Source organism: Algoriphagus sp. NBT04N3 (assembly GCF_019443765.1).
In the GTDB taxonomy this organism is placed as follows: domain Bacteria; phylum Bacteroidota; class Bacteroidia; order Cytophagales; family Cyclobacteriaceae; genus Algoriphagus; species Algoriphagus ornithinivorans.
In genome coordinates this window covers 1,630,784-1,655,278 of the sequence record NZ_CP048415.1, presented here as the reverse complement: position 1 = coordinate 1,655,278, position 24,495 = coordinate 1,630,784, and the positions used below count along the sequence as shown (strand labels likewise).

At 39.3% G+C, this 24,495-nt stretch carries 22 protein-coding genes; 13 read left to right on the top strand and 9 right to left on the bottom strand.

The features are described 5' to 3' along the window. Window positions 1-121: 121 nt before the first annotated feature. Window positions 122-1,591 carry a DASS family sodium-coupled anion symporter gene (locus GYM62_RS07130; RefSeq protein WP_219958899.1) on the bottom strand — a complete coding sequence of 490 codons (1,470 nt, stop codon included), beginning with the start codon at window positions 1,589-1,591 and terminating at the stop codon, window positions 122-124. A gap of 268 nt (window positions 1,592-1,859) precedes the next feature. Here GYM62_RS07130 and GYM62_RS07125 point away from each other — a divergent pair, with 268 nt between their 5' ends. Further along, window positions 1,860-3,443 carry a CHRD domain-containing protein gene (locus GYM62_RS07125; RefSeq protein ID WP_219958898.1) on the top strand — a complete coding sequence of 528 codons (1,584 nt, stop codon included), beginning with the start codon at window positions 1,860-1,862 and terminating at the stop codon, window positions 3,441-3,443. A gap of 49 nt (window positions 3,444-3,492) precedes the next feature. Here GYM62_RS07125 and GYM62_RS07120 read toward each other — a convergent pair whose 3' ends face one another. The 3 genes from GYM62_RS07120 to GYM62_RS07110 are packed head-to-tail and all read right to left on the bottom strand — an operon-like array spanning window position 3,493 to window position 6,667. After that, on the bottom strand, window positions 3,493-3,963 hold the full coding sequence (locus GYM62_RS07120) for a hypothetical protein (protein ID WP_219958897.1): 471 nt from the start codon (window positions 3,961-3,963) through the stop codon (window positions 3,493-3,495). A gap of 41 nt (window positions 3,964-4,004) precedes the next feature. Then, complete coding sequence (locus tag GYM62_RS07115) at window positions 4,005-5,150, bottom strand: DUF819 family protein (RefSeq protein WP_219958896.1); 1,146 nt, start codon at window positions 5,148-5,150, stop codon at window positions 4,005-4,007. Next, entirely contained in the window at window positions 5,147-6,667 is a 1,521-nt protein-coding gene (locus GYM62_RS07110) for a M20/M25/M40 family metallo-hydrolase (RefSeq protein ID WP_219958895.1), read from the bottom strand. Before GYM62_RS07110 ends, GYM62_RS07115 begins: the two co-directional genes overlap by 4 nt. A 157-nt stretch (window positions 6,668-6,824) precedes the next feature. On the opposite strand from GYM62_RS07110, the gene GYM62_RS07105 reads away from it, so the two are divergent. From GYM62_RS07105 to GYM62_RS07095, 3 genes are read left to right on the top strand one after another with little or no spacing between them, the layout of a single operon-like run. Beyond that, a complete protein-coding gene (locus GYM62_RS07105; protein WP_219958894.1) occupies window positions 6,825-8,084 on the top strand; it encodes a sterol desaturase family protein in 1,260 nt (419 codons plus the stop codon). Window positions 8,085-8,098: 14 nt separating this feature from the next. Beyond that, window positions 8,099-9,217: an XdhC family protein gene (locus GYM62_RS07100; RefSeq protein WP_219958893.1), complete on the top strand. Its 1,119-nt coding sequence runs from the start codon at window positions 8,099-8,101 to the stop codon at window positions 9,215-9,217. Then, window positions 9,214-9,801 carry an NTP transferase domain-containing protein gene (locus GYM62_RS07095; RefSeq protein WP_219958892.1) on the top strand — a complete coding sequence of 196 codons (588 nt, stop codon included), beginning with the start codon at window positions 9,214-9,216 and terminating at the stop codon, window positions 9,799-9,801. The genes GYM62_RS07100 and GYM62_RS07095 overlap by 4 nt, the downstream gene beginning before the upstream one ends. Window positions 9,802-9,804: 3 nt before the next feature. Here GYM62_RS07095 and GYM62_RS07090 read toward each other — a convergent pair whose 3' ends face one another. Beyond that, window positions 9,805-10,947 carry a cysteine desulfurase family protein gene (locus tag GYM62_RS07090; protein WP_219958891.1) on the bottom strand — a complete coding sequence of 381 codons (1,143 nt, stop codon included), beginning with the start codon at window positions 10,945-10,947 and terminating at the stop codon, window positions 9,805-9,807. 10 nt (window positions 10,948-10,957) lie between these two features. Further along, entirely contained in the window at window positions 10,958-11,308 is a 351-nt protein-coding gene (locus GYM62_RS07085; RefSeq protein ID WP_304504266.1) for a helix-turn-helix domain-containing protein, read from the bottom strand. A 114-nt stretch (window positions 11,309-11,422) separates the two neighbouring features. On the opposite strand from GYM62_RS07085, the gene GYM62_RS07080 reads away from it, so the two are divergent. The 4 genes from GYM62_RS07080 to GYM62_RS07065 all read left to right on the top strand — a co-directional run bounded on the left by GYM62_RS07080 (window position 11,423) and on the right by GYM62_RS07065 (window position 15,338). After that, window positions 11,423-12,199, top strand: a complete 777-nt coding sequence (locus tag GYM62_RS07080; protein WP_219958890.1) for a type 1 glutamine amidotransferase domain-containing protein — start codon at window positions 11,423-11,425, stop codon at window positions 12,197-12,199. A gap of 4 nt (window positions 12,200-12,203) precedes the next feature. Further along, window positions 12,204-12,821 carry an NADPH-dependent F420 reductase gene (locus GYM62_RS07075; RefSeq protein WP_219958889.1) on the top strand — a complete coding sequence of 206 codons (618 nt, stop codon included), beginning with the start codon at window positions 12,204-12,206 and terminating at the stop codon, window positions 12,819-12,821. A gap of 28 nt (window positions 12,822-12,849) precedes the next feature. Further along, complete coding sequence (locus tag GYM62_RS07070; protein ID WP_219958888.1) at window positions 12,850-13,197, top strand: hypothetical protein; 348 nt, start codon at window positions 12,850-12,852, stop codon at window positions 13,195-13,197. A gap of 113 nt (window positions 13,198-13,310) precedes the next feature. Continuing rightward, entirely contained in the window at window positions 13,311-15,338 is a 2,028-nt protein-coding gene (locus tag GYM62_RS07065; protein ID WP_219958887.1) for a glutamine--tRNA ligase/YqeY domain fusion protein, read from the top strand. 70 nt (window positions 15,339-15,408) lie between these two features. Here GYM62_RS07065 and GYM62_RS07060 read toward each other — a convergent pair whose 3' ends face one another. Both GYM62_RS07060 and GYM62_RS07055 read right to left on the bottom strand, forming a co-directional pair. Further along, the gene (locus tag GYM62_RS07060) at window positions 15,409-17,571 is read right to left on the bottom strand and encodes a xanthine dehydrogenase family protein molybdopterin-binding subunit (protein ID WP_219958886.1); all 2,163 of its coding nucleotides are present in this window, start codon (window positions 17,569-17,571) and stop codon (window positions 15,409-15,411) included. 2 nt (window positions 17,572-17,573) lie between these two features. After that, a complete protein-coding gene (locus GYM62_RS07055; protein WP_144604022.1) occupies window positions 17,574-18,032 on the bottom strand; it encodes a (2Fe-2S)-binding protein in 459 nt (152 codons plus the stop codon). Between the two features lie 214 nt (window positions 18,033-18,246). Here GYM62_RS07055 and GYM62_RS07050 point away from each other — a divergent pair, with 214 nt between their 5' ends. The 5 genes from GYM62_RS07050 (at window position 18,247) to hrpB (ending at window position 23,839) form a co-directional block, all read left to right on the top strand. Beyond that, window positions 18,247-18,660, top strand: a complete 414-nt coding sequence (locus GYM62_RS07050) for an MBL fold metallo-hydrolase (RefSeq protein WP_219958885.1) — start codon at window positions 18,247-18,249, stop codon at window positions 18,658-18,660. Next, window positions 18,661-19,413: an MBL fold metallo-hydrolase gene (locus GYM62_RS07045; RefSeq protein WP_219958884.1), complete on the top strand. Its 753-nt coding sequence runs from the start codon at window positions 18,661-18,663 to the stop codon at window positions 19,411-19,413. It abuts the gene before it with no gap. A gap of 127 nt (window positions 19,414-19,540) precedes the next feature. Beyond that, window positions 19,541-20,689, top strand: a complete 1,149-nt coding sequence (locus GYM62_RS07040) for a Gfo/Idh/MocA family protein (RefSeq protein ID WP_219958883.1) — start codon at window positions 19,541-19,543, stop codon at window positions 20,687-20,689. Window positions 20,690-20,773: 84 nt separating this feature from the next. Next, window positions 20,774-21,286, top strand: a complete 513-nt coding sequence (locus GYM62_RS07035; protein ID WP_219958882.1) for a DUF2911 domain-containing protein — start codon at window positions 20,774-20,776, stop codon at window positions 21,284-21,286. Between the two features lie 66 nt (window positions 21,287-21,352). After that, window positions 21,353-23,839: an ATP-dependent helicase HrpB gene (gene hrpB / locus GYM62_RS07030; RefSeq protein ID WP_219958881.1), complete on the top strand. Its 2,487-nt coding sequence runs from the start codon at window positions 21,353-21,355 to the stop codon at window positions 23,837-23,839. Here hrpB and GYM62_RS07025 read toward each other — a convergent pair. After that, window positions 23,836-24,456, bottom strand: a complete 621-nt coding sequence (locus tag GYM62_RS07025) for a hypothetical protein (protein ID WP_219958880.1) — start codon at window positions 24,454-24,456, stop codon at window positions 23,836-23,838. The two genes, hrpB and GYM62_RS07025, sit on opposite strands and share 4 nt — an antisense overlap. Between the last annotated feature and the right edge of the window lie 39 nt (window positions 24,457-24,495).

Below are 24,495 nucleotides of genomic sequence, written 5' to 3'. Positions count from 1 at the left end.
TTCTGCCTAATTGAATTTTTTGTTTCCCTTGCTTTCATGGATACAAGAATACCATGTTAGCTAATCAGCGTCAATTTGTTGGGATGAATAGGTTAGTTTATGGGATGGAAAGGCTATTTAATTAATCAAATGGGTTCTGAAGCAAATTAATATCCCAGAACAAAGGAAGAAGGAAATAGACCATAAGCGTTACAAGCAGAATTGATAAAATATTAAGCCAAAACCCAGCCTTGACCATATCTTTCATTTGTAGAAAACCAGATCCGAAAACGACTGCGTTGGGAGGGGTGGCAACAGGGAGCATAAATGCACAGCTGGCCGCCAGAGTAGCGCCAACCATCAAACCGAAAGGATGTAAGTCTAATTTGATCGCTACAGAAGCGAGAATCGGGAGAAGCATGGAAGCAGTTGCCATATTGGAAGTAACCTCTGTTAAAAAGTTGACAGATGCTATGATGACCAAAAGCAGGAAGAAAAATCCCACACCTTCAATTAGGGTGAATCTTTGACCGATCCACTCGGCTAAGCCTGTTTCTTTAAAACCTTCTGCCAAAGCCAAACCACCTCCAAAGAGGATTAAAATTCCCCAAGGAATTTGCTCTGCTGTTTTCCAGTCTAGAATTCTTTTAGTTTTAGTTGAATCGGGGAGGAGAAATAAAATTACCACTCCGGTTAGTACAATTATGGTGTCGTCAATACCGGGTATAAGTTGATCTAACAGGAAGCTTCTGGATATCCATGCAAAGCATACTAAGGAAAAAACGACCAATACATTTATTTCTTCATAGGAGATTTTTCCTAGTTTTTGGAGCTGCTCAGACACGATGGTTTTAGCATCGTTTAGCTTAAACCTTTTTGGGAGAGGATTGGCGTAAGTTACTAAATACCACCAACATATGAAAATAAGTGAAATGGATAAAGGAAAGCCAAAAAGCATCCATTCATTTAATCCGATTTGATAATCATATAGGTCTGAGACTACAGCGGCTAAAATCGTGTTAGTAGGAGTTCCGATAAGAGTTGCCACACCTCCGATAGAAGCGCTGTAGGCAATTCCCAACATGATATTTTTCCCCAATTTTTGAGAGAGGCTAAAATTTTCGGAGCCAAATGAATCCTCAAATTGCTTTACTACAGCCAATCCAATGGGTAACATCATCAATGAAGTGGCTGAATTTGAAATCCACATGGATAGAAATCCAGTAGCTAAAATAAATCCCAAAACAATAGTTCTAAGATCAGTGCCAATAAAATTAATAATGGATAGGGCGATCCTGCGGTGTAGATTCCATTTTTCTATCCCTGTAGCCATTAGAAATCCACCCATATATAACATCACCGTAGGATGCATGTAATTGGAAGAAACCTCAGCAATAGGAAGAATATCCAATGTGGGCATAAATATTAAAGGAAGAAAAGCCGTAGCTGCAATTGGCAAAGCTTCAGTGATCCACCAGATTGCCATCCAGGATGCTAAGGCCAGCATGGCTAAAGCTTGAGGATTTAAATCCGGAGACTGGACAAAAGATAAAATAAGAAAATAAGAAAGCGGTCCTGCAAATAAACCGAGGGTAGACAGATTGATCTTCATTCAGTGAATTCTGGGGTAGGGATAAATTTTGCAAAAGTTAAAAAATTATAATGGAATCGGGGTATCAAAATTTATTACTTAACATAATGTAAATTATGTAACAAATAATGCATATCCCAAATTCCACCCAGCAGCCACAGAGAAAGAAAATCCTGAAAATTTTGATTTTAGTCAATCCATACCCTAAAAGCACTTCGTAGCTAAAAAGGTAGATCAAAGTTCAGGAAACCAATCCTGCTATTTTAAATTTTAACTAACCTCAAAAATTATGTACTACACAAGACAAATTTTGGGAGGATTACTCTTATTATTCTCCGCAGTTTTGGTCAGTTGCGACCAAAACATCGATCCAATTGACCCCATGCCAATGCCTACGGGTCAAACAGCAACTTTTCAATTAAGCTCAGTATCTGATCCTTCGATTTCTGGAACAGCTGAATTCATTGAAAATGACGATAACACAACCACTATTAATCTTCGTCTGTCAAGCACACCTTCTGGTGGTATGCATCCAGCTCATATTCATTTTAATACTGCAGCTGAAGGTGGTGATATTGCATTAACCTTAGGAACAGTTGACGGTACAACCGGAATGAGCAGCGTCACAGTAAATTCACTAGACGATGGTAGCGCTATTACCTATGAGCAGCTAATCAATTTTGATGGTTATATCAATGTGCATTTGTCAAGTTCAGATTTAGCAACCTTGATCGCTCAAGGTGATATTGGTGAGAATGCCTTAACTGGTGAGTCTAAAACTTATGCCCTAGGCTCTGTAGATGTAGATGGAATTAGCGGTACTGCTACTTTCAGTCAAAGAGTCAATGGTGAAACATTAGCGGAAATTATGCTGATGGGAACTCCAGAAGATGGCATGCACCCAGGACACATTCACTTTAATACAGCAGCCGAAGGCGGTGCAATCGCAGTTTCTTTCAACCCTGTTGTTGGTGCATCAGGAATGAGTGCAACCAATATTTCAACTCTAGATGACGGTACTCCTATTACCTATACTCAATTATTGGATTTTGATGGATATGTGAATATTCACTTGTCAGCTGAAGACCTAGGAACATTAGTGGCCCAAGGAGATATAGGTCAAAATGAGCTTACTGGAGAAGAAAAAGTTTATGAGTTAGGAGAAAAAGATGTGGATGGAATTAGCGGTACAGCTACTTTCAAGAAGCGTGTGAACGGTGAAGCTTTAGCTATGATCGAGTTGATGAACACTCCTGAAGACGGAATGCATCCAGCACACATTCACTTTAATACGGCATTAGAAGGTGGTGGAATTGCCTTCACTTTTACTCCAGTCAATGGTGCAACTGGTGTAAGTGTGACCAACGTAGCCACGCTAGACGATGATTCTATGATCGGGTATGATGATATTTTAGAATTCAATGGATATATCAATGTGCACCTTTCTGCAAGTGAATTGGGAACCATCGTTGCTCAAGGTGATATAGGATCTAATGAATTAACCGGAGAGTCAACTACCTATGTATTAGGTGAAAAAGATGTAGTAGGAATTAATGGTACTGCGACTTTTAGAAAAAGAGCTAATGGTACTACCCTAGCAATTTTAGATGTAGAAAACACAATAGCAGGCTCTTCTCATCCAGCTCATATTCACAATAATACAGCCGAAATGGGCGGAAGCATTGCATTTACCTTTACGCCAGTTGATGGTACTACAGGAATGAGCATGACCAATATTGTTGCTTTAGATGATGAAACAGCAATTACTTATGAGCAACTATTGGAATTTAACGGATATATCAATGTACACCTCTCCATGGCAGAACTTGCAACAGTTGTTGCCCAAGGAAATATTGGGGTGAATGTAAATTAATAGTAGATGGTTGGTTTTAAAAAGTCCGGGTAATTTGCCCGGACTTTTTTTATAGTTTCTCCAGTCGAAATTGAAAATCGTATTGTAAATCTTCGTGTAATCCACTTACTAACTTTTCAACTTTTCCTTTCTGGATCTCATACAGATTTTTGATCACAGAGTTTCGGTGCTTTAAAAATCCCATTTCCTTTATTTTTTCACAGAAAAAAAGAATGACCTCAGCCTGATCGGGTTTGGACTTTAATAATTTTAAAAGCTTATTCATTTTTCTTCGAATACTTTGAGCTGATTTTTTCGCATAATAACCATGCTCTACCCTAGCCTTTTCAAATTCAACTAACAAGTCTTCTTTAACCATTTCTACAAATAATCCTGGCTGATCCCTTTCATAGAGTTTAAAAAATAAATAGGCCTTATTGTCTCTGCTAAACTTGATTAATTCGATCAAAAGATCTTTAATTTCCTGTTCAGAAAGATAGCCAAGGTCTTTTTTCAAGGTGGCTAAACTGGGAATGTCCATATACTTTTTTAGAATTTAATCAGAATAATAAGCTGCTTGCTTCAGAATTGTTGGAATAAATAAATAGTGAGCATCCCCCACCCTGTTCCGGTAACCATACTCAAAATGGCTAATAGCACCGCATGAGGCATTAAATCTTTCCTATATGCAGCTGTAACGGCCGGAGCAGTAGAAATTCCGCCCAAATTTGCCATGGATGCGATGGGAACCCAAATAAGATTAAGCCTCAATACTTTGGAAAGAGCTAGCATGAGAATAAAGTGCAAAATCAACCATACCAAAACCAAACTTACAAAGCTCCAAGGTAAGGTTAGGTTGCTGAAATCTAATCGCAATCCAAGGATGGCCATGACCAAAACAATACAGACTCCTCCCATTTTTAGGGAAAATGAGGTATTCCAATGTGTAATCAAGTTACCCAAAAGCATTCCCAAAATTGATAAACTTATAACCAGCATGAGGAATGATAGATTTAAAAAGTAACTGATACCTGTGATCAGAGCAAAAATTAGAATGATCACCAGCGGTTTAATTTTCCTTCCAGAATTGAGTTTGGGGTCAGCTAGGGTGCTTGGAAGAGGATCTTTGATTCCTATCAGTTTGCTGAGAACTTCTCCTTTTTTGATAAACTGAAACATTAAGATTGTCCAGATATTGACCAAAATATTATCCAATACCAAAACTGAGAGAAAGATATTTTCAGGGGTTTGGGCGAGCTCTTTTAAAATCAACTGAGAGGTACTTCCACCAATCCAGCCTCCAACTATGGGGACGAGGCCTTTCCAATATTCCTGTTCGAAAAAGATAACATCATTACCTGGTTCGATTAAAAGCACACCTGAAACCAATAGCACGGGTAATGTTGCTATAAAAAGACTTCCTCCAAAAAATAAAACCAAAGGTCTAAATCCTACTACTGCCAACTGCTTGAAAGGTAATGCGGACATAACTGCCAAAAGGGTGATTGGGATAATCCAGTTTCTGCTGAGGCTGTGTAAATAAACACTGGATAAATCCCATCCAAAGAGGTGCGTAAATCCTGCCGGGATCACATAAGCAAATAAAATTGCAGGAAACCAGTTGAGAATTTCTTCGATTATTTTATTATTTAATGTATTGATTTTCAATACAAAAGTAACTGTTAATAAAACAATTACTAGAGATATGATTTCATCAAATGAATTCATTGAAAAGGTTGGGAAAGAATACTTAAACAAGTTTGAATTCCTTCCAGATAGTTACCAATTCTGATATTCTCATTAGGTCCGTGAATGTTGTTATCTGGATTTGGAATCCGTACGGAAACTGCCGGAGCATTTAAAATATTGATGAAGGGTGCCATTGGTTGGGAACCACCCGTTTGTCTGGTTTTGACATAATCTGATCCAAAAACATGCTTCATTCCTGCTTCCAACCATAGTGCAAAATCAGAATCCATGGAGGTTCTGAAAGGCTGGGAACCGATGCGAAAATCAAAAGAGGCAAGTTTAGAGTAAGCCTTTCGCTCTTCCAAGCTTGGCTCCTCTCCAGCTATTATATGATAGCCTTGATCGGTGATAAATTTTCGCAAAAGTGCTATTTGTCTCTCTCCGGGAGTCTCTTTGACTGTCCGGATATCAATTTCTGCTATGGCCACAGAAGGTATCAAGGTCCTTACCTCCTTTCCTACCCAACCTGCATTGATTCCCCTAATATTTAATGATGGATACTGCATGGCTTCCTGATAGCTCCCTCCCACTTGATCTGCTTTAGCTATTCCAAGTTCATACAGTATTTCTTCCATAGATTCCGGCACTTCGGCCATAGCTTGCATGTCGGATTCACTTAAATTGACTCCTTCATAAAAGCCCGGGACTGCTACTTTCCCATACTCATCTTTCATTGCTGCCAGCAGTCTGGATAAGCCAAAAACCGGGTTCGGAGAGAAATTCCCATATTGTCCGGAATGCAGATTTTCTTTTGCTCCAAATACTTTGATAGTGGCAGTAGCTATTCCTCTTGCACCAAATGCTAGATTGGGGAGGTTGGATAAGTGACGGGTACCGTCCATGATCAATATCCCATCGGCTGCAAATAATGCTTGATTAGCCTGCACTATTCCAGCTAATTCTGGAGATGAGAGTTCTTCTTGAAAATCGAGAATCAGCTTCAGGTTCACTGCCGGCTCAAGTTGATTTTGCTGAAAAATCTCCATTGCTGTCAAAATGCTCATGGCTGGACCTTTGGAGTCTGAAGCCGACCGGGCAAAAATTTTCCAATCCAAATCGATCCTGTCATTCAATGAACTCCAATCTATTTCCTGCAATTTCCCATCAACTTCTTTTTTCAAGGCAGGAATAAATGGACTTTTTTGGTTCCATGCTGAGGTATCCACTGCTTGCCCATCAATCTGCAAGTAAACCAGAATAGTTTTTTTTGCGGGGTCAAACTTTCCTTTTGCAAATAAATGAGGAACTCCCCCTGCGCTGAGTACTTGCGTTTCAAATCCAAGTTTGTTCAATTCTTTTTGACACCAATTGAGATTTGCTTGAATTTGATCAGGAAACCGGCCGTTATTCGGGATTTTCAGGAATTCATTAAACTTGTTTAAAGACGGGAGTAAACTTTCTTCGGAAAGGCGCTGTATCTCAACTTTATCTAGTTGAGCAAAAGTTGGAAACCAGACCAAAGAAAATAAGGTTATTAATAGGTATAATCGATTCATGCCTTGGATTTAGAGAGTAGAAAAATAGAAATATTTTTCTGGTATCTATTTAAAAGATATTCTTTGGTTGATATGTATCAAAAAAAGCTGCTCAAATCCATGGAATTTGAATGGAATCAGCATAATTCCTAAGTTTAGTATCGGATAATAAACTCAAATGGAAACCTACGGTAAAATCTTATTAATTGCTATGCCTGCCTTTTTTGTGCTGGTGCTGTTTGAGAAGTTTTGGGGTGTATGGAAAGGAAATGATACAGTTCCTGTCAATGATATGATTGCGAGTCTCAGCTCGGGAATAACCAATGTGACCAAAGATGTCTTGGGTTTAAGTATCGTAGTTATCTCTTATGAATGGATGGCTGGAAAATTTGGATTATTTCAAATCGATGCGTCTTGGTTGACATATGTAATTGCCTTTATTGCTTTGGATTTTGCAGGTTATTGGGTGCATAGAATTTCCCATGAGTATAATTTATTTTGGAACAACCACATCATTCACCATAGCTCAGAGGAATTTAATCTGGCCTGTGCATTGAGACAAAGTATCTCCTCAATTGTCAAAATATTCGGAATTTTCTTGCTTCCGGCTGCTTTATTGGGGGTTCCAGCCCAAGTAATTGCCATTGTAGCTCCCTTACATCTCTTTGCTCAGTTCTGGTATCACACCAGACATATTGGCAAAATGGGTTTCTTGGAAAAAATCATCGTTACTCCTTCCCATCACCGGGTTCACCATGCCATCAATCCGGAATATTTGGATAAGAATTATGGACAAATTTTTATCATTTGGGACAAGCTATTTGGAACCTATCAGGAGGAACAGGATGATATCCCAGCAGTTTATGGGGTGACAAGACCAGTTCGAACCTGGAATCCGATTAAAATCAATTTTATGCACCTTTGGCTTCTGATCAAGGATGCTTGGAGAGCTCAAGATTGGAAAGACAAGCTGAAAATTTGGTTTATGCCATTGGGTTGGAGACCCAAAGATGTTGCAAAAAAATACCCTGTCTACAAAATTGAAGACGTTTATCACTTTCAGAAATACAACCCATTCCTCAGCAAAGGAATGTTGATTTGGAGTTTTGCCCAGTTAATTGTGCTTTTGCTCCTTCTAAGCTATTTGTTTGGAAATTTAGCCAGCATTGGAGTGCCTGATATCTTTTATTACGGAGCCTTTGTCTTTTTGACAGTTTACTCCTACACCGAACTAATGGATAGAAATCCCAATGCTTGGGTTTGGGAAGTTTTGAAAGTGATATATGCCTTTTACTTCATTTTTACTTCAGGTGATTGGTTTGGGATCAATCAAATTTTACCCGGAGCCTTGACTTTCTTCATTGTCTATTTATTTTCATCTTGTTTGCTTTCTGTATGGTTTTGTTTGAAAAATGAAAGGATGCAGTTAGCCAATTGAGTTAACTTAGGCGCATGAAAGAGTTCAAGCAGATTATTCAGGCTTACGAAGTTTGCAAGGAAGAATCCATTTCAGCCGCATTGGCTACTGTGGTAAAAGTAGATGGATCTGCCTATAGAAGACCAGGCGCGAGAATGCTCGTAACCCAAGATGGACAATTAACAGGTGCCATCAGTGGGGGCTGTTTGGAAGGAGATGCCTTGAGAAAGGCCCAAACAGTAATTTTTCAGCAAAAATCTATGTTGGTCACTTATGATACTACGGATGAAGATGATCAAAAATTCGGTGTAGGGCTAGGTTGCAATGGAATAATCCACGTATTGATTGAACCATTGGAATTTTCTAACCCAAGCAACCCCGTTGAATTAATCAAGGAAGCCATCCAAGAGCGTGAATCCAGTCTTCTGCTTACTGTATTTTCTATTCCTAGATCTAAATCAGAGCAGATAGGTACCATCTTTTTGAAAAGAGGAAATCAGGAATTCGGCAATTCTGGAAAATTGAATCCTCAGCAATGGCTCAGGATAAAACATGAAATCAATGGCTTTGAAGAAAATCAGAGTCAAATCAGGGAATACGAAGAGTTGGATCAGATTTCCGTATTCTTCGAAAAAATACATCCTGTGACGAGGGTATTACTTTTTGGTGCGGGAAATGATACTCGACCTGTTGCCCAAATGGCTGAATTATTGGGAATGGAGCTATTTCTTTTCGATGGAAGAAAAAATCAGGCTACATCTGCACGTTTTCCATCGGTTCAAAATATTATCGTTGGTTCTGCAGAAGAAGTGCTGCCAAGCATAAGTACTGATTCCAATACTGTTGCTCTTTTAATGACCCATAATTTTGAATATGAGGTGATTATTTTGGAAAAACTTTTGAAATCAAACCTTCCCTATATCGGAATTCTTGGTCCTAAGAAAAAGACTGAAAAGTTGGTACAGCGATTGGAATCCATAGGATTGCAAGTCAACATGGAGAATATTTATGCCCCTGTAGGTCTTGAAATCGGAGCTGAAACTTCTGAAGAAATTGCGCTTTCTATTATGGCAGAAATTAAAGCAGTTCTAAATCAAAAGAGTCCCATTTTCCTTCGGGACAAAAAAGGTCCCATTCACGAGTCTGGGCTATGAAAACAGGCATAATTCTTTTGGCCGCAGGTTCATCTTCCAGATTAGGTAGACCTAAGCAATTGGTGGAGCTGGGAGGTAAAACGCTGATTCAAAACGCTATAGAAGAAGCTAAAAAATGCCAAGCGGATTCAATGGTAGTTGTTTTGGGTTGGAATCCTGACTTGATCCAAACTGGTTTTGAAAGCAAAAACGTAAATGTTGTATTCAATAAGAGCTGGGAAGAAGGTATGGCTTCCAGTATGCAGACAGGGCTCAAATTTTTGATAGAAAATAGCCAAACCGATCAAGTGATTTTGATGCTATGCGACCAGCCATTTGTTGATGCGGTTCTTTTGAATAGATTGATTGAGGAGAAAGAAAGCTCTGGTAAAGGAATCATTGCTTGTTCTTACTCTGAAACCATGGGAGTGCCTGCGCTTTTTGATGCATCTTATTTCAATGAATTACTGAGCCTCAAAGGTTCAGAGGGTGCCAAAAAGGTAATTTTCAATCATTCTGAAGATGTTTTAGCGCTTGATTTCCCTGAGGGTTCGATTGATTTGGATACTGAAGATGATTTGAAAAAGATCAAGAATCTCAAATAAGATCTATCCTCTTAATTCCTTTACTACTTTTTCTACCCAATCTATGGTTTGTAGAATTTCGTCTTCGCTAGTTTTTCTTCCCAACGAAAATCGAATTGAAGCTCTTCCTAAATCTGAATCCAATCCCATGGCTTTCAATACATGACTAGGTTTAGGGGAAATGGATGTGCAAGCAGAACCCGAACTCACCGCAACTTTCTGATTCACTCTTTTCAATAGCTCCTCTCCTTCTACACCTGAAAATGCGATGTTGCAAACATGGGGTAAACGATTATCTTGACTTCCGTTCAATTGTGTTCCGGAGATTTTTAGTAATCCCTCTTGCAACTGATTTCTAAGCTTTTGCAATCGATTAGCTTCTTCATTCATTTCTTCCATTCTCAGCTCAGCGGCTTTTCCAAATCCCACTATTCCGGGTACATTCAATGTCCCACTTCTCATTCCTTTTTCATGGCCTCCTCCATGAATTTGAGCCATTGGTTTGGGTAATTCATGGTTGTGTCGCACGTACAATGCGCCTATACCTTTAGGACCGTATAATTTGTGGGCAGAAATAGCCATCAAATGAATTCCTTGGGTAGAAACCGGAATCTTACCTGCTGCCTGCACTGCATCCGTAATCAAAATCAGATTTCTATCCTCACATAAATTTGCGATTTCCTCTATGGGATGAATAATTCCAGTTTCATTATTTGCCCACATCAGGCAAATCGCTTTGGTAGTCGGGAGAATGGCTTTGACTAGTTGATCTATGCTTATTTTACCCATCTCGTCTACGGGTAAATAGGTCACCTCTCCTCCCCTTTTTTCAATTTCTTCAAAGCAATCCAAAACGGCTTTATGCTCTGTTTGACAGGTGATAAAATGCTGTTTTTCAGGTAAAAAAGCTTCGAAAGTACCTTTTATAGCCAAATTTAAGGCCTCTGTAGCTCCAGATGTAAAAATTATCTCCTTAGACTTAGCACCAATCAATTGAGCAATTTTTTCCCGGGCTTCTTCTACCGCATTCTCGGCAACCCAGCCAAAGGGATGACTCTTACTCGCCGCATTTCCAAAATGATTCGAAAAAAATGGAAGCATGGATTTTATTACTTCTTCAGTGCAAGGAGTAGTGGCATTATAGTCTAAGTAAATGGGGTATTTCATTGGTTAAGAATTAATGGTTTTCATTTACATTGAACTCCTCCATCAACTGAAGTCCATAATTTCTGATTGTTTCAATAATTGGTACAGCACTTAAACCCCTCTCAGTGATAGAGTATTCAACTTTTGGAGGCACTACGGGATAGACTTTTCTATCAATAAACCCTTCGGCTTCCAGTTCTCTCAATTGACTGGTCAACATTTTATGAGTGATATGCGGAATATCTTTTTTAAGTTCTCCATAGCGCATTACCCGGTCTTTTAATCTCCAAAGAATAGGCATTTTCCAAGTTCCACCGATCCTGTCCATTGCAAACTCTACAGGATTGTAATAAAGCTTTTTGTCAAACAAGAAATCAGGCATATCGTATCAATTTTCCATTTCTTTCCTAAAAGTGTATATCATAACTATAAGTAAGTATATTGTTAAAGGTACTGTTTAATTTCAAATTTGTCTTGTTCGCTAAACCAAAATTTTATGAGCAAGATTCAAGAAAAACAAGGCTACGTGCATTTCCATGGTGCACCATTTAAAGGAAAAATATTAATGGTTGCCAGTTCTCCTACAAGATCAAAACAAACTGGTTGGCCAATTGGATTTTGGGCGGCAGAGTTGACACATCCTCTTCGAGTTTTCCAGGAAGCAGGCTATGAAGTGGAGTTGGCTTCTACCGAGGGAGGAAAACTGGAAATGGATGCTTACTCCAATCCAAATGATTCCAGTGGCTATTCCGCACATGATGTGATTTCATTGGGCTATATGCAAAAACCTGAATTCAATGAAATGCTGAAAAACACTAGAAAATTGAGTTCTGTCAATCCTTCGGATTTTGATGCTATATTTCTCGTTGGAGGTCAAGGTCCCATGTACACTTTCAGAGGAAATACCAACTTGGAAAAGCTATTTGTGACATTTTTTGAATCAGGTAAACCCAGTGCCGCTGTTTGTCATGCTACTACTCTCCTATTGGAAGCAAAAAAGTCTAACGGTGAGCTCCTTGTGACAGGAAAGACATGGACGGGATTTGCAGATGCTGAGGAAGAATTTGCAGATCAGGCAGTAGGAATGAAAATTCAGCCTTATCGAATAGAAGAAGAAGCAAGAAAATTGAAAGGAACAACTTTTAAAGTTTCTTCTCCATTTTCTTCCTATGCCATTCAAGATGGAAACTTGATTACAGGCCAACAGCAAAATTCTGGTGAAGCAGCAGCGAAATTGGTGGTGGATTTGTTGAATTTAAAATCAAAAAAGTAAGGATATGAAAATAGCAATTATAGGAACGGGCAACGTTGGTGGTGCATTAGCCACTAAATGGGCAAAATCAGGGCATCAAATTCATTTGGGTGTTCAGGATAGCTCCAATTTTAAGGGAGATAATTTGGTCTCAAATCCAAATACAACAGTTCATTCAGTATCTGAAGCTGTAAAAATTTCTGAGGTGATCTTAATAGCAACTCCAGCAAAGGCAGCAATTGAAGTAGCCCAAAGCTTAGGCGATACTTCTGGAAAAATTATCATAGACGCCATGAATATTATTATGGGAAATGGCCCCATTGGATATAAATCAACCTCAGCTGCAATACTTGATCATACTGCCTCAAGAGATGTAGTCAAATGTTTCAATACCACTGGCTACAATAACTTGCAAAACCCTAAATACGGACCCCATTCATTGGACTTGTTTGTCGCAGGAGATAGTGAAAAAGGGAAAACTGTCGCAATCCAACTTGCAAAAGATGCTGGATTTGAAGCTTGCTATTCAATTGGTGGAAATGACAAATTTGAATTGATGGAGCAATTCGCTTGGTTTTGGATTAATCTTGCCATGTTTCAGGGACAAGGAAGAGAAATTGGATTTAAGTTACTGAAACGGTAAAATTCATTTTAGATAGTTAAATTGCAGTATGCAAGAAACTTGGACATTTGACTATCCCAAATCTCAAATAAAAGACGATTCATTGAGTTCTTTCTTGAAAGCCAAAAAAAAAGATTTGGGCATTTTTCTTTCTTATTACTACAAAAAAGATGGCGCAGTAGCCGAGGATGTAAACTTAAAAACCGAGCCTCAATTTTCTGGTTCTAATTCAGGCAGTTTTGAGGTAGATTTTTCTTTGGTTCATTTTAATGCCTGCCTGGCCATTCATGAACAAGTGAGAGAATCTTTAAAAATTGATTTTGAATTTGATTCAAAATCTTCCAAATTAAAACTGATAGGGCCTTATTGGCCAAGCAGAGAAATGGATGAGATCTGATTTTTTTCTCTTTCTATAGAACCTGAATTATTCTCAAATTCATCTGCCTCATTTTAAATGAAAGGTTGCAATTCCTTTCATTTGAAGTAATTTTGGCATTCAGTTTTTCAATTATGAAAGAATCACCAGAGACACTCAATTTTATTGAACAAATTATAGAAGAGGATTTAGCCAAAGGTCTTCCGAAGGAAAAACTCCGTTTTCGCTTTCCTCCGGAGCCGAATGGTTATCTGCATATTGGCCACGCTGCTTCCATCTGTTTGAATTTTGGATTGGGAGAAAAGTACAATGCTCCTGTAAATCTTCGCTTTGATGACACCAACCCTGCCAAAGAAGAGCAGGAATATGTAGATGCAATCAAACGAGACATTGCATGGCTTGGCTTCAAATGGGCTAATGAATGCTATTCTTCTGATTATTTTCAGCAGCTGTATGATTGGGCTGTTCAATTGATCAAAGAAGGCAAAGCCTATGTAGATCAACAGTCATCCGAACAGATTGCAGAGCAAAAAGGTACACCTACCAGTCCAGGAAAGCCAAGCCCTTTCAGAGATCGACCTGTGGCTGAAAGTCTGGAGCTTTTCGAAAAGATGAAGAATGGGGAGTTTCCTGCAGGATCTTATCTCCTTCGAGCCAAAATTGACATGGCCTCTCCGAATATGCATATGCGTGATCCTATTCTTTACAGGATTATCAATGCTCCGCATCACCGTACAGGAAGTGATTGGTGCATTTATCCAATGTATGATTGGGCTCATGGTGAATCGGATTATATTGAGCAGGTATCTCATTCATTGTGTACCTTAGAGTTTAAGCTACACAGAGAGCTTTATGACTGGTATCTGGATCAGATCTATGATCCTACGCTTCTGCGCCCAAAGCAGCGGGAATTTGCCCGAAGAAATTTGAGCTATACCGTGATGAGTAAGCGGAAATTATTAGAATTGGTACAGAAGAAAGTCGTTTCAGGTTGGGATGATCCTCGTATGCCAACTATTTCAGGTTTAAGAAGAAGAGGCTACACTCCGGAGTCTATCCGAAAATTCTCTGATTTATCCGGTATTTCTAAGCGGGACAATGTCACTGACGTTTCCTTATTGGAATATTGTATCCGGGAAGACTTGAATAAAACTGCTACCAGAGTAATGGCGGTTTTGGATCCTGTGAAAGTGGTTTTGACCAATTATCCTGAGGGTAAGGTAGAAATGCTTTCTATGGAAAATAATCCTGAAGATCCTAATTCAGGAACTCATGAAGTACCATTTTCCAAAGAACTTTATATTGAAAGAGAAGATTTCAAAGAAGAAGCGAATAAGAAATTCTTTAGACTTTCTTTGGGTAATGAGGTTCGTTTAAAAAGTGCCTATATCATTAAAGCAGATTCTGTGGTAAAAGATGATGCTGGAAATATTACAGAAATTCATTGTACGGTGGATTTGGACTCCAAATCCGGAAGCGGTACTGAAGCAAGTTTAAGAAAAGTAAAGGGAACACTTCATTGGGTTTCAATAGCCCATGCTATCACTGCTGAAGTAAGGGAGTATGATAGGTTGTTCCTTGATGAGGCTCCTGATGCACATGAGGACAAAAACTTCATGGAGTTTATCAATCCGAACTCTTTGAATATCATCAAAAAGGCCTATTTGGAGCCCTATTTAGCTCAAGCTACTTTGGATGATAAATACCAATTTCAGCGATTGGGTTACTTTACTTTAGACACAGATTCCAAGGAGGGGCAGTTGATTTTCAATAAAACTGTAGGCTTAAAAGATTCTTGGGCTAAGCAAAATACAGCAGCGCAGCAACCAAAACAGCCTGCTGTTCAGCAGAATCAGGGTAAAAGAAGTCCTTTGAACGAGATTCAGCAATTGAGTAAAAAGCTAACCAATCTTCCAGAAGAAAAGTTGGCGAATGCTAAAGCATCTATACTCAAATTAGCTGAAGAAGTGAGCTATGAGGAAATTGAACCTTTATTCAATACGGCTGCTAAAAAAGTGGGTACTCGAATTGGTGTCATGTTAGTCTTGGGCGTTTTACTAAAAAATGGCCAGGAGAAAACAGAGGCAGCTCAGGAATTTATTAATGCTGGTCTGAATGATGATCATGAAATGCTAAAAGCTGAAGCAGCAGCTATTCAATAATTCGGTATTTATTTAAAAAAAAAAGCCGCCAATTCACATTGGCGGCTTTTTAATTTAACACCTTATTACCTTAAGCTCTTCGGATATCTAATTTGATATCTGAAAATTCTTTCTGCTCAATAAATGGTTGACTTCTCAACCTTCTACCTGTCGCAGCAAATATCGCGTTTGCAATAGAACCACCTGTTGGAGGTAGTGCAGGTTCTCCTAAGCCAGTAGGATCAAAGTCAGTTGTTAGGAAATGAGTTTCAATTTCAGGAACTTCTTTCATTCGAATTAAGCGATAGGTGTCATAGTTTTTCTGCTTTGGCACACCATTTTCGAAAGTTAGATTTCCATACATTGCGTGGCCCATTCCATCCACAATGCCACCTCTTACCTGATGGTTTGCTCCAATTGGATTGATAACCATTCCACAATCTGTAACCGCAGTTATTTTCTTAAGTGTCGGAGTACCTCCTTCCATAGCGATATCAGCTACTTGAGCAACATAAGATCTATGAGAGAAGTACACAGAGAATCCCTGTTTCACGTTTGGATTTTTACCCCAATTGGATTTTTCCTTGGCGGCTTGAACAACTCCAATCATTCGATCTACATCATAGCCTAGCTCTCCCACCGGATTGGTTTTTGCCCTTTGAAGCAAATCCAATCTAAACTGAACAGGATCTTTGCCCGCTTCCAATGCTACCTCATCCAAAAAACTCTGCTCTGCATAAGCGAGGAAGTTCGTAATTGGAGCTCTCCAGGCATTGGTTGTGATACTTGATTCATAATTCACTGATTCGATCAAGACATTGTCCACAGCTCCTGAAGGAAAATTATGCTCCCGGGTTGTATTACCAGCATTCATCCCTACTCCACGGAGTTTATATGCAATCATATTTCCCGATTCGTCCAAGGCCGCTTCAAATCTGTATCTTACAGCCGGTCTATAAGCGCCTCCTGTGAGTTCATCTTCTCTACTCCAAGTTACCTTGACTGGTGCATTCATAGCTCTGGATACTTCCACCGCTTCCTCTACATAGTCGGCGCGAAGTCTTCTTCCAAATCCTCCTCCCAGACGTGTGATTTCCACTGTGATATTTTCAGCTGGAATTCCCAAGATTTGAGCAGCCGACTGTCTAGCTCTATCTGGAGTTTGGGTAGGACCAATTAATTCGCATTTATCTCCTTTTACATGGGCAAAGAAGTTTTCTGGTTCCATAGGAGAATGCGCCAAGAAAGGACATTGATATTCAGCGCTCACTACTTTAGCGGCATTTTTAAAAGCTGCGTCTACGTTACCGTCTTTTCTTCGAACTTCCGCTTTTCCAGAAGCCAATAACTCTTTGAAAATTCTATCGTGGTCTGCTGAACTTTCTACCTTGCCTTCTGGCTCATATTCAATTCGAAGCAGCTTTTTAGCTTTCATCAATGGCCAAGTTGATGAACCTACCACAGCGACTGAATTTCCAAAAGTTACCACCTCCTGAACTCCAGTCACTGCTCTTGCTGCAGCATCGTCGACAGATTTGATTTTCATTCCAAAAGGTGCTCTTTGAATCATGGCATGAAGCATTCCTTCCCTGTAAAAATCTAATCCGTATAATGGCTGCCCGGTATACATCTCCTTGGCATCCACATTTTTCACCGGAGTCCCGATGATTTTAAAATCTTTTTTGTCTTTGAAAGTCACTTGCTCAGGAGCAGTCATGGTGGCAGCTTCTGTCACGAACTCTCCAAAGTGTGCACTTTTCCCACTTCCTTTGTGTGAAATGATGCCTTTTTCTACTGTAATTTCCTCTGCTGGAACATTCCATGTTTTCGCAGCAGCAGCTACTAATACATATTTGGCTGTTGCCCCTGCTGTACGTAATCTCTCCCAGCTGTGTGGCATAGCCCCTGAACCACCAGTCAATTGACGATCATATTTTTCTGTATCCAAATTGGCCTGAATTACTCTGACTTTTTCCCAATCAGCATCCAATTCTTCGGCTACGACCATTGGAAAAGAAGTCTTGATGTTTTGCCCCAATTCAGGATTAGGAGAATAGATCACCACATCGCCAGTTGGAGAGATGGATAAATAACTATTGAAGTTTTTAGCCTGAGATAAAATTTCCTCAGTACTCAATACCTCTACTTTCGGGGAATCGCAACTGAACCAGTTGAAACCAATAAATAATCCACCTGCCGTGGTTCCGGCAATCTTCAGAAAATCTCTTCTGCTCGCTCTTGTTACTGTGCTCATGATTATTTGGTTTTAGCGGCTAATGCTACTGCTTCTCGAATTTTGTGATAGGTGCCACAGCGACAGATGTTTCTATTCATCGCATTGTCAATTTCATCCATTGAAGGATTGGGGTTGCTTTTCAGAAATGCTGCAGCTTGCATTATCTGTCCAGCCTGACAATAGCCACATTGGGCTACATCGACTTCTTCCCATGCTTTTTGAACAGGATGATCTCCATCTTCCGAAAGACCTTCGATGGTGATAACTTCTGAATTGCCTACACTGGAAATAGGTGTGACACAGGAGAAAGTGGAATTGCCATTTATGTGAACAGTACATGCCCCACATTGAGCTACACCACAAGAAAATTTGGTTCCGACTAATCCCAGGTGATCTCGCAAAACCCACAATAAAGGGGTATCATCTTCCACATCCACCTGATGATTTTTACCGTTTACTTTTAAGTTGAAAGTTGCCATGTTTCTTTTATTTGCTCATAAGTTACAAAAAATCATCCCTTGATAAATGCCATTTATGGAAATCTGACTTCCTAATTGTCTGATCGGCAAATAATGAGGCCTAATTGAAATAAATGATAAAAAAATCAAAGTACTCGGACCTTTTTTCTCCTTTTTTGGTTAATAAAATAATTTTCAAGTTCTGGCTCAAACAAAACCTAAAATCCATTTTCCTGTGCTAAAAAAAATATTACTCTTCGTACTTATCCTTTTTTTGGCACCTCTCCTTTTCGGTTTTCTTTTTATCAGTTTTAGCCCTCAGTTTGGAGGTAAGCCTTCACCAGAGCAACTTCGCGAATTTGAAAAATTGGATCATTATTCAGATGGCAAGTTTCATAACCTTCAAGCAACTGAAATGGGAATGGATTTAGCGAAAGCCATCAAGCTACTTCCTGAGTTCTTCAAAAATGATCCAGGCAGAAAACCGGATTTCGATATCCCGATAGTAAAAATTGATTCTCTTGAACTACTCAATAGTTCATCCACAAGGCTATTTTGGTTTGGCCATTCTGCATTTTTACTTCAAATAGACGGCAAAAATATCTTGTTAGATCCCATGCTTGGGGAAGTTCCCTCTCCCCATCCTTAGTTGGGAAACCCCAGATTTTTCAAAGAGCTTCCTATAGAAATTGAAGAGTTGCCGGTGATTGATATGATTCTTTTCTCTCATGATCATTATGATCATTTAGATTATGGGTCAGTCAAGAAATTAGCTGGAAAAACAAAGCAGTTTGCAGTCCCTTTAGGCGTGGGAGCTCATTTGGAAGCTTGGGGAATTGAGAAAGCTAGGATAACTGAGTTGGATTGGTGGGAAGACTTCAAGGTTCAGGATATATCTTTGATTTTTACTCCCAGCAGGCATTTTTCTGGCCGTGGATTGAATAATCGCTTTAGTACACTTTGGGGATCATGGGTGATTATTGGTAAAGAAGAAAAGCTATTTTTTAGCGGAGATGGTGGGTATGGTCCACATTTTCAAGAGATTGGAAATCGTTTTGGGCCATTTGATTTTGCTATGTTGGAATGCGGGCAATACAATGAAAATTGGAAGGAAATCCATATGATGCCTGAAGAAACGGCATTGGCTGCTCTGGATCTGAAAGCAAAAGAGTTTATGCCCATTCACTGGGGAGCCTTTAGCTTAGCTATGCATTCTTGGACAGACCCCGTGGAGCGTGTTTTGGCCAAATCTCAGGAATTAGGATTGAAAATCAGGGTGCCTAAAATCGGTTCTATGATAGAAATTAAAGAAGAAAGTCAACCCGAACTTTATCCTTGGTGGATCAATCCTGACTTGGTAGATCTCTCTGATTTTCAGGAAAGAAAGGCTAGTATTTTTTAATACATTCTTGATCATAGTCTTTTAGGGCTTTCTTAAGACTTGAATTTGTGATCAAAAGTCATGAGTGAAATTGATTCATTTTTCCTAATTTGAAACTTTATTCAAACACATAAAACCTACATAACCTATGTCTCAAACGATTAAAGCAGCCATCGTGGGTACCGGATTTATTGGACCGGCTCACCTGGAAGCACTTCGAAGAATTCCTAATGTAATGGTCACTGGCTTAGTAGAAGTCAATCAAGAATTGGCTGAAGAAAAGGCCAGACTTTTAGGTATACCCAATGCTTATACCTTCGAGGACATGCTTAAAGTATCTGAAATCGATGTTGTTCATATTTGTACTCCAAACTTTCTGCATTATGCGCAAGCAAAAGCAGTTTTAGAGGCAGGAAAGCATGTCATTTGCGAAAAGCCTTTAGCAGTAAAAATAGATGAAGCAGAGGAGTTAGTGTCTTTGGCTAAAAGCAAAGGGTTGGTTAACGCAGTGCATTTCAATCTCCGTTATTATCCTGTGGTAAGACAAATGAAAACCATGAGAGAAAGTGGCGACTTGGGTGAGGTTTATGCAGTTATGGGCTCTTACCTTCAGGATTGGCTCTTTTTACAAACAGATTATAATTGGAGATTAGAACCTGATAAATCCGGTGATTCCAGAGCTATTGCCGATATCGGGTCTCACTTATTGGATATCACAGAATATGTGACTGGTTTGAAAATCACGGAAGTTATGGCAGATTTTTCTACTGTTCACAAAACCCGTTTGAAGCCTCTTAAAGCGATCGAAACATACTCAGGTAAAATGCTAAGTATGGATGATTACGAGGAGGTTCCAATCAATACAGAAGACCACGCCACTGTGATGCTTCGTTTTGACAATGGAAGTAAAGGGTCAATTACTGTTTCTCAAGTCAATGCGGGTAGAAAAAACAGATTGAATATTGAAATCGCAGGCTCCAAGTCGAATTTTGAATTCAATTCAGAAAGACCGAATGAATTGTGGATTGGAAAAAGAGAAAGTGCTAATCAGCATTTGATGAAAGATCCAGCTTTATTTACTCCAGAAGCTGCCGGATTGATTAGTTTCCCTGGCGGACATAATGAAGGGTTCCCAGATACTTCTAAGCAGATGTTTAAAGAAGTTTATGCAGCTGTAAGAACTGGAAAACAGCCTGATAGCCCAAGCTTTCCAACCTTTTCAGATGGTTTAAGAGAATTAATTATCGGAGAAAGAATCATTGAGAGTAATAAAAAGCAAGCTTGGGTAAAGATTTAGCATGCTTTAACAGAGTTGGGAAAATAGAATCTGAAATATTTCTGAATTTTCTGTAAATTATCCAATTCAAAAAAACTGAAAACCATGAATTTAAAGAGAAAGATTTTTGCTTTGGCAGTATTTGCTGGATTTGCTTTTGCAGCCCAAGCCCAAGAAAAAGCCAGCCCAGCTATGACCGCAGAGGGCTCTGTTGGTGATGCTAAAATTACTGTGAATTACTCCTCTCCTGCTGTTAAAGGCAGAATGATCTGGGGTGATTTAGTGCCTTTGGGTCAAGTTTGGCGTGCTGGTGCTAATGAAGCCACTACCATTACCACTACTAAGGATATTTTGGTAGAGGGTCAAAAGTTACCAGCTGGAACCTATAGTTTCTTCATCATTCCTGGAGAATATGAATCCACTTTCATCTTCAATAAAGTAGCTAAGCAATGGGGTGCTTTCGATTACGATTCCTCCCAGGATCAGTTGAGAGTAAAAGTTGCCTCTCAGCAATCTTCCTCTCTTCAGGAGCGTTTGAAATACGAAGTTGCCGATAATAAGCTAAGCATTATGTGGGAATATGGAAAAGCTGAAGCAAAGCTTGCTCCTAGTATGTAATTAGATTTTAAAGTTTTTGGAGGCCATCAGGAAATATCTTGATGGCCTTTTTATTTTTGCAAACTCATGTCAGATTTTGATCTTTATTCCTTTCAGCTTCCAGTTGCGGATATAATCCCCAATGTAAAAAGCCATTTTCAATCCAATAATTCCTTGATCGTTCAAGCTCCTCCAGGGGCAGGGAAAAGCACACTCTTGCCTTTGGCATTACTTCAGGAAAATTGGCTTAAAGGAAAAAAAATAGTGATGCTGGAGCCCAGAAGATTGGCTACCAAAAGTATCGCGACGAGAATGGCCTCCATGCTTGGAGAAGAAGTGGGAAAGACAATAGGCTATAGAATTCGCTTTGAATCTCAGGTAAGTGATCGGACTAAATTAGAGGTGATTACAGAAGGCATTCTAACTAGAATGATGCATTCTGATAATGAATTGAAAGATGTTGGACTGGTGATTTTTGATGAATTTCATGAAAGAAATCTGCATTCTGAGGTTGCTTTGGCTTTATGCCGAGAAGTTCAGGAAGTACTAAGACCTGATTTAAAAATCCTATTGATGTCAGCTACCATCAACTCAGAAGAGCTTTCTTCTTTGTTGAATTCGAAAGTAATCCAAAGTTCTGGTAGGCAATATCCAGTAGATATTCATTATTTAAATCCTGTTGATGAATATTCAATTGGGGAAGATACAGCGAGAGCTATCATCCCATTGACCAAGAAGCATGAGGGAGATTTCTTGGTATTTTTACCCGGTCAGGGGGATATCAAAAAAGCAGAATCACTTTTAAGAAAAGCCTTGCCGCAGGACCTTATTTTACCACTCTATGGGCAGCTAAGTCCAACAGAGCAAAATAGAGCTATTCAGCCTCATGCGGGCGGTAAAAGGAAAATTGTCCTATCTACAGATATTGCAGAGACATCCCTAACCATAGAGGGTGTCAAGGTGGTTGTGGATTCTGGGTATGCTAAATCCAATAGATTTGATCCTCGTTCAGGTCTTTCTAAGTTGGTTTTACACAGAATTAGTGCTGATTCTGCGGATCAGAGAAGCGGACGTGCTGGAAGGTTAACAGCAGGTACGGCCTATAGGCTTTGGTCTATAGCGACGCAAAATCAATTACAGGAATTTAGAACTCCTGAACTGATGGAGGCGGATTTGACAGGTTTAGTTTTGGATATGAAAGTTTGGGGAAAGGATGAAATCAGGGATATGACCTGGCTTACACCTCCTCCGGCTGGAAATCTAAGCTTAGCAGAGAAGACTTTGGAATCTTTGGAAGCATTAGACCATGGTCAACTCACCTCTCATGGAAAAGAAATTCATCAGCTGCCATGCCATCCTAGAATCGCGCATTTATTGCTCTATGCAAAAAAACAGAACTTGTTGGGTTTTGGAACAGACATAGCTGCAGTTTTGGAAGAGCGGGATCCATTAGGACCAGAGGCTGGAGTTGACTTGAATTTAAGAATTGAGGCCCTAAGAAGGTTTAGAAGTAGAGGTCATAGTATACCGAGGATCAAGAAAATAGAGAAGGTAGCAGCTCAATACAGACGGATGTTTCAGGTTGAAGCGGAAAATGGTGCTGTAGATCCTTGGCAAACAGGAATTCTTTTGGCCTTCGCTTACCCAGAGCGCATTGCATCAGCAAGACCGGGAAATAATGCTCAGTTTCAGTTAGCCAATGGTAAAATAGCTCAAATAGGCCATAGAGATGATTTAGCCCATGAGTCTTGGATAGCTGTGGCAGATATAGATGCTAGAGAAGGTATGGGGAAAATATGGCTTGCAGCTCCATTAAATCCACGTGACTTGGTGCCTTTGGTAAAAACCAAGGAGGTTTTGCGCTGGGATAGAAAAAACGGTGGTTTGATAGCTCAGGCAGAACATAGAATTGGAGCCATTATTTTAGGCTCCAGACCTTTAAAAAATTATGATCGTACAAAGGTCAAAGAAGCAATTTTAGAAGCTATTCGTGAAGACGGTGATTTACTTTTGAATTTTGATGAAGAAACGTTGCAATTGATCCATAGAGTGAATGCTTTGAGAAAATGGAATCAAGATGAAAAATGGCCCAATTGGACAGTTGATGGCCTTTGTGAATCAGCTGAGGAATGGTTAAGCCCTTATTTGAATGATATTCAAAAAAATGAGGATTTGAAAAAAATCAATCTCAAACAATTGTTGATTCATAGTTTAGACTACGAACTCCAGGGAGAATTGGAAAAGTTAGTTCCCGAAAAGTTGGAAGTTCCCTCCGGTAGTAAGATCCAAATTCAATACAGATCACCCGATGAGGCTCCTCTCCTTTCAGTCAGGCTTCAGGAAATTTTTGGTATGCTGGAAACACCAAAAATCAATCAGGGAAAAATCCCTTTGTTGATAGAGTTATTGTCTCCGGGATATAAACCTGTTCAGCTTACCCAGGATTTAAAAAGCTTCTGGAGCAATGGATATTTCGAAGTGAAAAAGGAATTGAAAAGAAGATATCCCAAACATGAATGGCCAGAAGATCCCATCAAAGCAGAGGCTGTTCGAGGTGTGAAAAGGAAGTTCTAAACTTCTTGATCAAGGTGACTGAGAAATTGTAGATAAGAAGCAATAGTGAAAGGTGTAACTTGTTGCTTTTCTACCATATTTAAAAAGTTTTCTCTCACAATTAGATAATCCTCAGGCTTGTATAATTTCGCCAAAGCTGTAGCTCTAAAGGCATTATAGATAAAGTTCTGACTCTTAAATGTATAATTTTCTTTGGCTACAAAAGCGTTTTCTAAAGTCAAAGGATGGCTCATTTTATCCAGCCATTTGAAACCGTTTTTGATAAAAAACTTCTCCGCTTTGATTAAAGCTTCTTCCATTTCAAAATCACTGGTAATAGCAAACCGATTTGGGATGCTTGGATCAATTTTGTTGGGAGTTTGGATAAGGGTTAAGGACCTTGAAGAATAATCACTGAGACTAGGTAAAAATCGGTGGATCAATTCTTCAACAGTATCTATTCTTACCCCTAAATTGTATTCCAAATAATTGGTATCTGGATACTCTGTAAAATGGACAAAAATTGCCTGCTTACCCAGGGGAAATGATTTCTCATAGGTGGAATAATTGGGATTGAATTCAAACCCAAAGTCAAGAAAAAATTCCTGATGCCTTTCTTTAATATCTATATTCAGCATATAGTAAAGAACTCCGGAAAATAAGAAAAGTTGCAAATT